Below are 14,234 nucleotides of genomic sequence, written 5' to 3' on the forward strand. Positions count from 1 at the left end.
TTGGAAAAATCTAGGAAATCATCGCTTTTTTCATAAAAAAATGGTATAATGAAGGGTATGAAATATCACGACTACATATGGGATTTAGGTGGTACCCTATTGGATAATTATGAGACTTCTACAGCAGCCTTTGTAGAAACCTTAGCCCAATACGGAATAGAGCAAGAACACGACCGTGTTTACGAAGCCTTGAAGGTTTCGACAGCTTTTGCCATCGAGAAGTTTGCCCCAAACATCGAGGATTTTTTAGAAAACTACAAAGAAAATGAAGCGCGTGAGCTAGAGCACCCAGTCTTGTTTGAGGGAATTCCTGAGTTACTCAAAGACATCTCTGACAAGGGTGGTCGTCATTTTTTGGTTTCTCATCGAAATGACCAAGTGCTAGAACTTCTTGCCAAGACCCAGATAGATGACTACTTCACAGAAGTCGTGATTGCCAGTTCTGGTTTCAAACGAAAACCAGATCCTGAGTCCATGATTTATTTACGTGATAAATATCATATTACATCTGGTTTGGTCATTGGTGACAGAAATATTGATGTAGAAGCAGGTGAAGCTGCTGGCTTAGATGCCTATCTTTTTAAAAACGTTGCTACATTGAGACAAGCAATAGACATGTAAGAAAAGGGAAAAAATGACAGAAGAAATCAAAAATCAACAGGCACAGGATTACGATGCCAGTCAAATTCAAGTTTTGGAGGGGCTGGAAGCCGTTCGTATGCGTCCAGGTATGTATATTGGATCGACCTCAAAAGAAGGCCTTCACCACCTAGTATGGGAAATCGTTGATAACTCAATTGACGAAGCATTAGCTGGATTTGCAAGTCATATCCAAGTCTTTATTGAGCCAGATAACTCCATCACTGTTGTGGATGATGGTCGTGGAATTCCTGTTGATATTCAGGAAAAGACAGGACGTCCCGCTGTTGAGACCGTTTTTACAGTTCTTCATGCTGGAGGAAAATTCGGCGGTGGCGGATACAAGGTCTCAGGTGGACTCCATGGAGTAGGTTCATCGGTAGTAAACGCTCTTTCAACACAATTAGATGTTCATGTCCACAAAAACGGTAAGATTCATTATCAAGAATACCGTCGTGGTCATGTCGTTGCTGATCTTGAAGTGGTTGGAGATACGGATAAAACTGGAACAACAGTTCACTTCACACCGGATCCAGAGATTTTTACAGAAACAACAACTTTTGACTTTGATAAATTAAATAAACGTATTCAAGAACTAGCCTTTTTGAACCGAGGTCTTCGAATCTCCATCACAGATAAGCGTGAAGGTCTAGAACAAAGCAAACATTACCACTATGAGGGTGGGATTGCTAGCTACGTTGAGTATATCAACGAGAACAAGGATGTGATCTTTGATACGCCAATCTACACAGACGGTGAGATGGATGATATCACAGTTGAAGTAGCCATGCAGTACACAACTGGTTACCACGAAAACGTCATGAGTTTCGCCAATAACATTCACACCCATGAAGGTGGTACGCATGAGCAAGGTTTCCGTACAGCGCTGACGCGTGTTATCAATGATTATGCCCGCAAAAATAAGCTGCTAAAAGACAATGAAGACAACCTAACAGGGGAAGATGTCCGCGAAGGCTTGACTGCTGTTATCTCTGTGAAACATCCAAACCCGCAGTTTGAAGGACAAACCAAGACCAAACTGGGGAACAGTGAAGTAGTCAAGATTACCAATCGCCTCTTCAGTGATGCCTTCTCTGATTTTCTTATGGAAAATCCGCAGATTGCCAAGCGCATCGTGGAAAAAGGGATTTTGGCTGCCAAGGCTCGTGTGGCTGCCAAGCGTGCGCGTGAAGTCACTCGTAAAAAATCTGGATTGGAAATTTCTAATCTCCCAGGAAAACTAGCAGACTGTTCTTCTAACAATCCTGCTGAGACAGAGCTTTTCATCGTCGAAGGAGACTCAGCTGGTGGATCAGCTAAATCTGGTCGTAACCGTGAATTCCAGGCTATCCTGCCAATTCGTGGTAAGATCTTGAACGTTGAAAAAGCTAGCATGGATAAAATCCTTGCTAACGAAGAAATTCGGAGTCTCTTCACAGCCATGGGGACAGGATTTGGTGCAGAATTTGATGTCACTAAGGCTCGTTACCAAAAACTCGTTTTGATGACCGATGCCGATGTTGATGGTGCCCACATTCGAACACTCCTGCTAACCTTGATTTACCGCTACATGAAACCAATTCTAGAAGCTGGATATGTCTACATTGCTCAACCACCGATTTATGGGGTTAAAGTTGGAAGTGAGATCAAAGAATACATTCAACCTGGTGCAGATCAAGAAATTAAACTCCAAGAAGCCTTAGCACGTCATAGTGAAGGGCGTTCAAAACCAACCATCCAACGTTATAAAGGTCTGGGAGAAATGGATGACCACCAATTGTGGGAAACCACCATGGATCCAGAACATCGCTTGATGGCGCGTGTTTCGGTAGATGATGCTGCCGAAGCTGATAAAATCTTTGATATGTTGATGGGTGACCGTGTTGAACCTCGCCGCGAATTTATCGAAGAAAATGCCGTTTACAGTACGCTTGACGTCTAAAAATGCGTGAAATAGTTCCCTTGGTTTAAAAAATATGATATAATCATTACGATTGTTTCTAGTATAAAAGGAGTTTGATATGTCTAATGGACAACTAATTTATCTAATGGTTGCAATTGCAATCATTTTGGTTCTGGCTTATGGAGTAGCTATGTTTCTTCGCAAGCGAAATGAAGGCAGATTAGCGGCCCTCGAAGAAAGAAAAGAAAAACTCTACAACCTTCCAGTAAATGATGAGGTTGAAGCCGTTAAAAACATGCACTTGATTGGTCAAAGTCAGGTCACTTTCCGGGAATGGAATCAAAAATGGGTTGATTTATCGCTTAATTCATTTGCTGATATTGAAAACCACCTTTTCGAGGCTGAAAACTATAACAATTCTTTCCGTTTCTTCAAAGCCGCTCACAAGATTGATCAAATTGAAAGCCAGATTGATTTGATTGAAGAAGATATTGCGGCGATTCGCAATGCCCTCTCAGAGCTTGAAAAACAGGAGTCTAGAAATAGTGGACGTGTTTCACATGCCTTGGATTTGTTTGAAAGTCTACAACATACAGTAGCAGAAAATTCAGAACAGTATGGTGAGGCGCTTCCTGAAATTGAGAAGCAATTGGAAAAAATTCAATCGGAATTTTCTCAGTTTGTAACTTTAAATTCATCAGGAGATCCAGTTGAAGCTGCGAGTATCTTAGATGAGACAGAAAATCATATTCTTGCATTGACACATATGGTTGAGCGTGTTCCAAGCCTTGTGACAACCTTATCAACGGAGCTCCCAGAGCAATTGGAAGATCTTGAAGAAGGTTACCGTAAGTTATTGGGGCTTAATTATCATTTTATCGAAACAGATATTGAAGCTCGTTTCCAACTTTTGCGTGAAGCTCTAAAGAAAAATCAGGAAAATATCAAACACTTGGAGTTGGATAATGCAGAGTACGAAAACACGCAAATCCAAGAAGAAATCAATGCTCTCTATGCTATCTTCTCACGTGAGGTGGCGTCTCAAAAAGTAGTGGAAGGTTTACTCGAAACGCTACCGACCTACCTTAATCATTTGAAAGATAATAACCAAGTTCTTGCTCAAGATATAGAGCGTCTTAATAAAACTTATCTTCTCCCAGAGAGCTATGGAAATCATGTTCGCCGTCTTTATGCTGAATTGTCAGAGTTTGATACGCTAATCACAGAAGTGATTGAAGAACAAGCAGAGCCTAAGGAAGCATACTCTATCTTAGAGGAGCAGTTACAAGATCTTCAAAACAATTTAAAAGATATTGAAGATGAACAAATCTCTGTTAGTGAGCATTTAGCACAAATTGAGAAGGATGATATGAATGCTCGTCAAAAGGCTAATGTCTATGTCAATCGTTTACATACTATCAAACGATACATGGAAAAGAGAAACTTACCAGGTATTCCTCAAAGCTTCTTGAAACTTTTCTTTGCGACAAGTAACAACGTAGAAGATTTGATGGCTGAATTGGAACAGGCAAAAGTTAATATTGAATCTGTCAATCGCATTCTTGAGATTGCTACAAATGATATGGAGGCTCTGGAAACAGAAACCTACAATATCGTTCAATATGCAACTTTGACAGAGCAGCTTCTTCAATACTCAAATCGCTACCGTTCGTTTGATGAGCGTATTCAAGAAGCCTTCAATGAGGCACTTGAAATTTTTGAAAGAGACTTTGATTATCAAACTTCATTTGAGAAAATTTCTCAAGCCTTGGAAGTTGCAGAGCCAGGAGTTACAAATCGATTTGTTTCTTCTTATGAAAAAACACGTGAAGCGATTCGCTTCTAAAATTCAAAAAGCTTAGATTGTCTAGGCTTTTTTGTTATCATTTTTTAAATAGTAGAACATCTGTTTATCATTGAAATTATAGCCTTGATTTGATATGATTATAATATGAAAAAAAATAGAGCGAAACGTGTTTCTCATGATAAAAAGAGAAGTAGATTACTTTCCTTTGTTGGAATCTTAGGTCTTGCTATAATCTGCCTAGGTGGCGTCATTGGTTACAAGATTCTACAAAAGCAATCTTATGAACAAAAAATTGAAGCGCTAAAAAGCGAAAAGGACCAGCAATTCAACGCAGGTAGTCAGAAAGACCATTTCCGAAAAGGTCAAGCCGAAGTGATTGTCTACTACCCTCTTCAAGGAGAGGAAATCATTGCGTCTGTTAGAGAAAAGATCAATCAGGATATCAAAGAAAAGCTAGAAGATAAAGAGGATCTGGTATTTTATTATACGGAGCAGTTGGATCCCGTCTTAAAGGGAGTTGTTGCTCGTAATATCAGTAAGCAGGTCTATGACCTGTCTGCTTCAAAAGTGGAGGAAAAAGAAAAGACTTCTTTAGGAAAAATTTTCTTGACAGAAGATGGTCAACTTTTCACTCTTAGTAAACTTTTCAAGGATGCTAGCAAGGCTAAGGAACTCCTGCTGAGTCAAATCAAGTCAACTCTAGAAGATAAGAAACTTGACCAGACAAAAATTGATCAGGTGCTAAAAACCTTTACAGACCAAGATTTGTCGTTATGGAGCTTTGATTATAAAGATAGTCAAATCATCCTTTATCCTGCTGACCTAGGGGAGGCTCTGGAGGAAATTGCTTTACCAATATCCAGTTTCTTTGATGTGTTGGAGTTCTCTTATCTATTAGAAAAGGATGCTGAACTTTACCAAGCTTACTTTGCTCAGAAAAATAAAAAAGTTGTAGCCTTGACCTTTGATGATGGCCCAAATCCATCTACAACTACCCAGGCTTTGGATACCTTGGCTAAGTACAATGTAAAGGCGACTTTCTTTGTACTTGGTAAAAACATTGCTGGCAATGAAAATCTTCTGAAACGAATGAAATCTGAAGGCCATGTTGTGGGAAACCATAGCTGGGATCATCCCGTTCTTTCTAAATTGTCTCTTGAAGATGCTAAAAAACAAATCACGGATACAGAAGATTCCTTGACCAAGGTTTTAGGTTCGAGTTCTAAACTTATGCGACCTCCTTACGGAGCGATTACAGATGATATTCGTAATAGTCTGGATTTGAGTTTTATCATGTGGAATGTAGATAGTTTGGACTGGAAGAGCAAGAATGAATCTGCTATTTTGACAGAGATTCAGCATCAAGTTCGTAATGGATCGATTGTTCTTATGCATGATATTCATGGCGCTACAGTTAATGCTCTTCCAAAGATTATAGAATATCTGAAAGAGGAAGGTTATACATTTGTGACTGTTCCGGAAATGCTTAATTCTCGCTTGAAAGCTCACGAAATGTATTACGATCGTGATCAATGATTTTAAAATCTAAAGGAGCAAATGTGCTGATAATCAGGACTTTGTTTCTTTAGATTTTCTTCACATAGAAAGGAAAAAATATGAAATCTTATACGCTAAATAATGGAGTTTCAATTCCTGTTCTAGGATTTGGAACATGGAAAGCTGAAAATGGAGAGGTGGCCTACCAAGCCGTTTTAGAAGCTTTAAAGGCTGGATATCGTCATATCGATACTGCGGCTATCTATCAAAATGAGGAGAGCGTTGGTCGTGCTATACGAGATAGCGGTATTCCACGTCAAGAAATCTTTGTAACGACCAAACTTTGGAATACCAATCACAGCTATGAAGAAGCTCGCCATGCTTTTGAGGAATCAATGGAAAAACTGGGATTGGATTATCTAGACTTGTACCTTATCCATTGGCCAAATCCAAAACCACTAAGAGAAAACGACGAATGGAAAACTCGCAATGCTGAAGTCTGGAGAGCGATGGAGGATCTTTACAAAGAAGGCAAGATTCGTGCTATTGGTGTTAGTAATTTTCTTCCTAAGCATTTGGATGCCTTGCTTGAGACAGCAAGAGTCATTCCAGCGGTTAATCAGGTACGCTTGGCACCAGGAGTTTATCAAGAGGAAGTGGTTGACTACTGTAAAGAGAAAGGAATTCTCTTAGAGGCATGGGGACCATTTGGGCAAGGGGAGTTGTTTGAACAGAAGGAAGTCCAAGAAATTGCTACTAAGCATGGGAAATCAGTGGCTCAAATTGCCTTGGCTTGGAGTTTGGCAGAAGAGTTTTTACCGTTACCTAAGTCAGTAACAGCCTCTCGCATCCAGAGCAATCTTGACTGTTTTGGGATTGAACTTAGCAAAGAAGAGCGAGAGATCTTAAAGACGATTTCAGTGACTTCTGGCGCACCTCGTGTGGATGAGATGGATTTTTAGAAAGTAAGAAAAAGAATTGTAAATTTTCTCTCTTTCTGATATAATAATCAACAAGAAAGAAAGTCTTATGGCGTTCTTCAAGCGAGCTTGGGATAGTGGGAGCCAAGTAGGACAAGGTAAGGAACTGGCGCTTTCTGTTGTATTTTAAAAAACAATGAAGTAATAAATTAGGGTGGAACCGCGTTTCTGACGCCCCTAGTCGCAAGGCTTGGGTGTTGAAATTCGGTTCTTTTTGAATTTCGTCTAATACCTAAGTAGAAAGGAGCATAATGCTTAAAGGATCTTGTTTATGCAAAGCAGTGACCTACACTTTAGATGAGGAATTGTCGGAATTAGTTTTTTGTCATTGCTCATTCTGTCGGAAAGCAACTGCGTCTGCTTATACAGTTAATGCCAAAGTTAGCAGCAAAAATCTAGTATTGTATGGAGAAGAGAATTTGATTACCTACAGTTCATCTCCAGGGAAACAACGCTATTACTGCCAGAACTGTCACAGTCAAATTTTCACTATTCAAGAAGATGTACCAGAAGTTTGTGCTTTGAAATTGGGTACAGTAGATGAATGCAATCAAAATTTACAAACTGTTCCCAAACGTCATATTTTTCAGGACCCAGCTTTTTCTTGGTTGCTTGATAAATAAATTTAAAAAGATAATATAAACTAAAGGAGTAAACAATGTTTAAAAAATTGACTTTCCACTGCGTCAGTGGAAGAGAACTCCTTACGGTCGGACTGCCCCACGCTCAGCACTAGGGTGCTGAGCTAGACGCAGTATTAACTCGTCTTGCCTCGTATAATCGATGAGGCAGACTCGTGTCGCAAGAAAACATTTTTTATTAAGGAGTAAACAATGTCTAAGAAATTAACATTTCAAGAAATTATTTTGACTTTGCAGCAATTTTGGAATGACCAAGGTTGTATGCTCATGCAGGCTTACGACAATGAAAAAGGTGCAGGGACGATGAGTCCTTACACTTTCCTTCGCGCTATCGGACCTGAGCCATGGAATGCGGCTTATGTGGAGCCATCACGTCGTCCTGCTGACGGTCGTTACGGGGAAAACCCTAACCGTCTATACCAACACCACCAATTCCAAGTGGTTATGAAGCCTTCTCCATCAAATATCCAGGAACTTTACCTTGAGTCTTTGGAAAAATTGGGTATCAATCCTTTGGAACACGATATTCGTTTCGTTGAAGATAACTGGGAAAACCCATCAACTGGATCAGCTGGTCTTGGTTGGGAAGTTTGGCTTGACGGGATGGAAATCACTCAGTTCACTTACTTCCAACAAGTTGGTGGATTGGCAACTGGTCCTGTGACTGCGGAAGTTACCTACGGTTTGGAACGCTTGGCTTCTTACATCCAAGAAGTGGACTCTGTCTATGATATCGAGTGGGCCGATGGTGTAAAATACGGAGAAATTTTTATCCAGCCTGAGTATGAGCATTCAAAATATTCGTTTGAAATTTCTGACCAAGAGATGTTGCTTGAAAACTTTGATAAGTTTGAAAAAGAAGCTGGCCGTGCATTAGAAGAAGGCCTGGTTCACCCTGCCTATGACTATGTTCTCAAATGTTCACACACCTTTAACTTGCTTGACGCGCGTGGTGCCGTATCTGTAACCGAGCGTGCAGGCTATATCGCTCGTATTCGTAACTTGGCCCGTGTCGTAGCTAAAACTTTTGTCGCAGAACGCAAACGCCTAGGCTACCCACTTTTAGATGAAGCAACACGAGCTAAACTCCTAGCAGAAGATGCAGAATAGTAAGTAATACTGTGCTCTAAAATCGTTAAAGGCAAGTCGAAGACTTGCTAAAGGGATATGCACCGCCGTACTGTTATGTGGGGATTTTTGAAACCTTGGGTTCAAAAATCAGTCAGCTAAATCCACTTTGATGAGAGTGTTGGAAATCTTAGTTTATTTGGTATAAGATTTCCTTACAGACTCACAAAAGTTAGTTAGCAACGTCCCCAGTACCTAAGGTGCATATCAAAAGAAAAGATTGAAGAAGATGTAAAGGAAAAAATATGACAAAAAACTTATTAGTAGAACTCGGTCTTGAAGAGTTACCAGCCTACGTAGTAACTCCTAGTGAAAAACAACTAGGTGAAAAAATGGCAGCCTTCCTCAAGGAAAATCGCCTGTCTTTTGAAGCCATTCAAACCTTCTCAACACCACGTCGTTTGGCTGTTCGTGTCACTGGTCTTGCAGACAAACAGTCTGATTTGACAGAAGATTTCAAGGGTCCAGCAAAGAAGATTGCCTTGGATAGTGATGGAAACTTCACCAAAGCAGCTCAAGGATTTGTCCGTGGGAAAGGCTTAACGGTTGAAGATATTGAATTCCGTGAAATCAAGGGTGAAGAATATGTCTATGTTACCAAGGAAGAAGTGGGGCAACCAGTTGAAGCCATTGTTCCTGGCGTTGTAGACGTCCTGAAGTCACTAACTTTCCCTGTCAGTATGCACTGGGCTAACAACACTTTTGAATATATCCGCCCTGTACACACTTTGACAGTTCTCTTGGACGAGCAAGAGTTTGATTTGGATTTCCTTGATATCAAGGGCGGTCGTGTGAGTCGCGGTCATCGTTTCTTGGGACAAGAAACTAAGATTCAGTCAGCATTGAGCTATGAAGAATACCTTCGTAAGCAGTTTGTAATCGCAGATCCTCGTGAACGTGAGCAAATGATTGTTGACCAAATCAAGGCAATCGAAGCTGAACATGGGGTACGTATCGAAATTGATGCTGACTTGCTGAACGAAGTCTTGAACTTGGTTGAATACCCAACTGCCTTTATGGGAAGTTTTGATGCCAAATACCTTGAAGTTCCAGAAGAAGTCTTAGTGACTTCGATGAAGGAGCATCAACGTTACTTCGTTGTCCGAGATCAAGATGGCAAGCTCTTGCCAAACTTTATTTCTGTTCGTAACGGAAACGCAGAGCATTTGGAAAATGTTATTAAAGGAAATGAAAAAGTCTTGGTAGCTCGCTTGGAAGACGGTGAATTTTTCTGGCGTGAAGACCAAAAATTGGTGATTTCAGATCTTGTTGAAAAATTAAACAATGTGACTTTCCATGAGAAGATTGGTTCCCTTCGTGAACACATGATTCGTACAGGTCAGATTGCCATTCTCTTAGCAGAGAAAGCGGGCCTATCAGTGGATGAAACAGTTGACCTAGCTCGTGCAGCAGCCATTTACAAGTTTGACTTGTTGACGGGTATGGTTGGTGAGTTTGATGAACTCCAAGGTATTATGGGTGAGAAATATGCCCTTCTTGCTGGTGAAACTCCAGCAGTTGCAGCAGCCATTCGTGAACACTACATGCCGACAGCTGCTGAAGGCGAACTTCCAGAGAGCAAGGTGGGAGCCATTCTAGCCATTGCAGACAAATTGGATACGATTTTGAGTTTCTTCTCAGTAGGCTTGATTCCATCAGGTTCTAATGACCCTTATGCCCTTCGTCGTGCGACGCAAGGTGTGGTTCGTATCTTGGATGCCTTTGGTTGGCATTTTGCTATGGATGAGCTGATTGATAGCCTTTATGCTTTGAAATTTGACAGTTTGACTTATGAAAATAAAGCAGAGGTTATGGACTTTATCAAGGCTCGTGTTGATAAGATGATGGGCTCTACTCCAAAAGATATCAAGGAAGCAGTTCTCGCAGGTTCAAACTTTGTTGTGGCGGATATGCTAGAAGCAGCAAGTGCTCTTGTAGAAGCAAGCAAGAAAGAAGACTTCAAATCATCTGTCGAATCCCTCTCACGTGCCTTCAATTTGGCTGAGAAGGCAGAAGGCTCTGATGCGTTTGATTCTGCTCTCTTTGAGAATGAAGAAGAGAAAGCTTTGGCGGAGACAGTAGAATCATTAGTTTTATCAGGAACTGCAAGCCAGCAATTAGAACAACTCTTTGCGCTTAGTCCAGTTATTGATGCTTTCTTTGAAAATACCATGGTAATGGCCGAAGATCAGGCTGTCCGTCAAAATCGTTTGGCCATCTTGTCACAACTAACCAAGAAAGCAGCTAAGCTCGCTCGTTTTAACCAAATCAATACTAAATAAACTCAGTCAAACGGACTGTATCTTATCACAAAGGAGAAAAAATGGATCCGAAAAAAATCGCTCGTATCAACGAGCTTGCCAAAAAGAAAAAAACAGAAGGCTTGACTTCTGCTGAAAAAGTGGAACAAGCTAAACTTCGCGAGGAATATATCGAAGGCTATCGTCGTTCTGTTCGTCACCACGTCGAGGGAATCAAAATTGTGGACGAGGAAGGAAATGACGTCACACCAGAAAAACTACGTCAGGTACAACGTGAAAAAGGTTTGCATGGCCGTAGTTTAGATGATCCAAATTCATAAAATTCAAGGGTTTTGTAGATCATCTACAAAACCCTTTTTTGGTAATAATAAAAAAAGAAGGAGCCAAATGGCTCCTTTTTGGTTTTTTAGTTGCTTGCGCCAGAAGTAGCGTCTGCGTCACCACCGTGGCCTCCAGCGTCCCCTGAATCAGAAGCGCCAGAAGTAGCATCGGCATCTCCATGACCTCCAGCAGCAGGAGCAAATGGTCCGCTACCACCTACCAAACGTTGACCAGTTTCTTTTAGGTACCAGTCAAGCCATGGTTGGAAGTTAAAGACGATTTCATTGATTCCAGCGTATGATCCATCAGGATAGTACATAGCTTGGTAGTTGTGAGTGTTGATAACACCTGCAGGAGAACCTGGAACGATAGTACGGACGTATTCTTGGTTTCCGTTACGAAGTGTTCCGATAACCCACTCTACATTCTTCATACGTGCTGGTGGAAGAGAATTATGAACAGTCGACATACGGTTACCTGATTGAGGTGGCACACGTTTGGCAAACATGGTGTCTGGATCTTGGTGAGCGTTGTTGTAGTAGAGGAATTGGTTGTTGTCGTCAGCATATGTCAATTCAAATGGCATAGCTTTCAAGAACATATCGATTTGGTTAACTGTCAAGATACCGTGGTCCAATTTGACATAGGTATCACCAGAAACAGCTCCAGTGATTGCAGCAACTTTTTCTACCCATTCTGGATCGTCAGGATCAACTTCCGTAATGGTTGTAGCAATTGGTTTTCCACAATCCAAGTCTTCTGGTTCGATTGGTTTTGGTTTTTTCAATTTCGAAACGACTCCTACGTATTTTACAAAGTTATCTAAGCAAGTCTCAAGGAATTTAACAGTTCCTTCGTTGGTGATATTTCCGTTGTTATCAAAAGCTTCCTTAGCTTTACCAAGAAGGAATTCGTTACCTGGAAGCGTGTAGGCATTAACACCTGGAGCGTCAAGGATCTTACGAAGGTGAACTTGGGCACGAGAAGTTCCTTGGTCATAGTATGATGCTCCCACAATCATAACAGGTTTGTTTTCAAATGGATGAACTTCGTATGAAAGCCATTCGAGTACAGATTTGAGTGAAGCTGAGATAGTGTGGTTGTGCTCAGGAGTAGCGATAATAACACCATCAGCACGCGTAATCTTGTTATACAAGAAACGCAATTGGAAGCTTTCGTCCCATTTTTCGTCTTGGTTAAACATTGGAACTTCGTCGATTTCAAGAACTTCTAATTCAAATTTGAATTTAAAATTGCGACGGATAAATTCCAAGAGTTTGCGGTTATATGATTGATCGTAGTTTGATCCAACAAGTCCAACAAATTTCATTCTTTCGGTCTCCTATCTTACAAATTTTCCCAGTCAAATTCTTCTGCATCTTTACGAAGCAATTCTTGTACATTGCGCAATTTTTCAGTAATCTTCACAAAGATACGGAAGTCATCAAAAATGGCATCCAATTTCTTGATGACGTCAAGGTCAACCAAGTCACCACTTGGGTTAAATGCTTGAAGAGAGTGTGAGAGCAAGAATTCATCTGGAAGAACATTTGCCTTGATTTCAGGAGCGTTCAAGATTTGACGAAGTTGCAATTGGGCACGAGATGAACCAAGTGTGCCGTATGAAGCACCAGTAATCATGATTGGTTTGTTCAAAAGTGGGTAGATACCGTAAGATAGCCAAGCAAGAGCGCTCATCAAAACTGCAGGGATAGAGTGGTCGTACTCAGGAGTACCGATAATAACACCATCAGATGCTTCAATTTTAGCTGCAATTTCAAGAATTTCAGCGGGAAGAAGTTTATCTGCTGGTTTGTTGAAAACAGGGATGTCCTTGATTTCAACGAGTTCAATTTCAGCTTTATCAGCAAAGTGTTTTTGCATGTATTGGAGCAATTGGCGGTTTGTAGAACGTTTAGAGTTCGTTCCAACAATGGCAATAAGTTTTAGCATGAGATTTCCTTTCTCTTTTTACATAATACAATTTTGAAGGCCTGAAGAACATGCAAGGCGTCCCTCTTTGTCGATGAGGATGGCTTCAATGCCATCTATACTTTCGACTTGCCAGAGGATAGAAGCGCTTCGTTCTCCAAAAAGGCGGGTTGTCCAAATCTCACCATCAACGGATTTATCAGAGACAATCGTTAGGCTAGCAAGATCGGTTTCGACAGGAAATCCTGTCTCACTATCAAAGATATGGTGATAGTCTTTGCCATCTACTGTCAGGTGGCGTTCATAGATACCTGAAGTGACAACGGATTTGTTAGAAGCAGGGATAGTTAGGAGATGATTGCCACGAGGATTTCGCGGATCTTGAATCCCAATCTGCCAGGCTTTCCCTTCTTTGGCTTGGTTATTCCCGATGGTGAGGATATTCCCTCCGAGATTGATCAAGGCAGAGGTGACACCGTGAACTTTCAAATACTGGGCAACCTTATCGGCACTATAGCCCTTGGCTAAGCAACCTAAATCAAGCTTCATTCCTTTCTTCTCTAAAAAGACAGTAGAGCTAGTCGAATCCAACTTGATAAAATGCGGGTCAACTAGAGGCAAGACAGCTTCTATTTCATTTGGCTTTGGAAGCCGTGCATCTGCAAAACCGATTCGCCAGGTTTGAATCAAGGGACCAATACTGATATTGAGATGGCTAGATGGAGCTAGACTATGCTCGAGTCCAAGGGTAATCAGTTCAAACAGGTCAGGATGAACCTTAACAGGTGCGATTCCAGCCTGGTAGTTGATTTCCATCAGTTCGGATTCTTGACTATTGGCGTTGAAGCGGTATTCGAGCTCCTTGAGCAAATCAAATGCTCCTTGAAGCAGGGTTTCTGCCTGTTCATCTACTAATGAAATCGTGATAGTTGTTCCCATTAGCCGTTCAGAGTGCGAACGAAGAGGCACGCTACCAACTCCTTTCTTCTTATAGGAAATCATTCAACATAAGATAGTTAGAGAAATTAAACCCCTTACATTTTCTTTCCATGTATCTAGCATACCATAAAGTCAGCGTTTTCACAAATGAATTTTGACAAAAAGTCAAGAAATATGCTCAAAATT

The 14,234-nt window shown here is 41.0% G+C and carries 12 protein-coding genes; 9 read left to right on the forward strand and 3 right to left on the reverse strand.

Features of this window, described 5'->3' with window-relative positions:
* Positions 1–57 precede the first annotated feature (57 nt).
* The 9 genes from K1I97_RS05310 (at position 58) to K1I97_RS05350 (ending at position 11,176) form a co-directional block, all read left to right on the forward strand.
* Positions 58–621: an HAD-IA family hydrolase gene (locus K1I97_RS05310; protein ID WP_317628036.1), complete on the forward strand. Its 564-nt coding sequence runs from the start codon at positions 58–60 to the stop codon at positions 619–621.
* 13 nt (positions 622–634) lie between these two features.
* A complete protein-coding gene (gene gyrB, locus K1I97_RS05315) occupies positions 635–2,581 on the forward strand; it encodes a DNA topoisomerase (ATP-hydrolyzing) subunit B (RefSeq protein ID WP_000134069.1) in 1,947 nt (648 codons plus the stop codon).
* Between the two features lie 79 nt (positions 2,582–2,660).
* Positions 2,661–4,388 (forward strand): septation ring formation regulator EzrA, encoded by a 1,728-nt coding sequence (gene ezrA / locus K1I97_RS05320; RefSeq protein ID WP_223331716.1) that lies wholly within the window; start codon positions 2,661–2,663, stop codon positions 4,386–4,388.
* Between the two features lie 105 nt (positions 4,389–4,493).
* On the forward strand, positions 4,494–5,885 hold the full coding sequence (pgdA, locus tag K1I97_RS05325) for a peptidoglycan-N-acetylglucosamine deacetylase PgdA (RefSeq protein ID WP_223331717.1): 1,392 nt from the start codon (positions 4,494–4,496) through the stop codon (positions 5,883–5,885).
* 80 nt (positions 5,886–5,965) lie between these two features.
* Positions 5,966–6,808, forward strand: a complete 843-nt coding sequence (locus K1I97_RS05330) for an aldo/keto reductase (protein ID WP_223331718.1) — start codon at positions 5,966–5,968, stop codon at positions 6,806–6,808.
* 269 nt (positions 6,809–7,077) lie between these two features.
* Positions 7,078–7,449, forward strand: a complete 372-nt coding sequence (locus tag K1I97_RS05335) for a GFA family protein (RefSeq protein WP_223331719.1) — start codon at positions 7,078–7,080, stop codon at positions 7,447–7,449.
* 210 nt (positions 7,450–7,659) lie between these two features.
* Positions 7,660–8,577, forward strand: coding sequence for a glycine--tRNA ligase subunit alpha (gene glyQ / locus K1I97_RS05340; protein WP_000038733.1), 918 nt, complete (start codon positions 7,660–7,662; stop codon positions 8,575–8,577).
* A gap of 263 nt (positions 8,578–8,840) precedes the next feature.
* A complete protein-coding gene (glyS, locus tag K1I97_RS05345; protein WP_223351606.1) occupies positions 8,841–10,877 on the forward strand; it encodes a glycine--tRNA ligase subunit beta in 2,037 nt (678 codons plus the stop codon).
* A 41-nt stretch (positions 10,878–10,918) separates the two neighbouring features.
* Entirely contained in the window at positions 10,919–11,176 is a 258-nt protein-coding gene (locus K1I97_RS05350) for a DUF896 family protein (protein ID WP_000371292.1), read from the forward strand.
* An 86-nt stretch (positions 11,177–11,262) separates the two neighbouring features.
* Here the strand turns inward: K1I97_RS05350 and K1I97_RS05355 are convergent, their stop codons facing one another.
* Genes K1I97_RS05355 through K1I97_RS05365 form a run of 3 tightly spaced genes read right to left on the reverse strand, consistent with a single transcriptional unit; the run spans position 11,263 to position 14,078 of the window.
* Positions 11,263–12,507 (reverse strand): NAD(P)H-dependent oxidoreductase, encoded by a 1,245-nt coding sequence (locus K1I97_RS05355; protein ID WP_223331721.1) that lies wholly within the window; start codon positions 12,505–12,507, stop codon positions 11,263–11,265.
* A gap of 17 nt (positions 12,508–12,524) precedes the next feature.
* Positions 12,525–13,130 (reverse strand): NADPH-dependent FMN reductase, encoded by a 606-nt coding sequence (locus K1I97_RS05360; protein ID WP_223331722.1) that lies wholly within the window; start codon positions 13,128–13,130, stop codon positions 12,525–12,527.
* Between the two features lie 18 nt (positions 13,131–13,148).
* Positions 13,149–14,078: an FAD:protein FMN transferase gene (locus K1I97_RS05365; RefSeq protein ID WP_223331774.1), complete on the reverse strand. Its 930-nt coding sequence runs from the start codon at positions 14,076–14,078 to the stop codon at positions 13,149–13,151.
* Positions 14,079–14,234: the final 156 nt, after the last annotated feature.

It is taken from the genome of Streptococcus oralis (genome assembly GCF_019929345.1).
In the GTDB taxonomy this organism is placed as follows: Bacteria; Bacillota; Bacilli; order Lactobacillales; family Streptococcaceae; genus Streptococcus.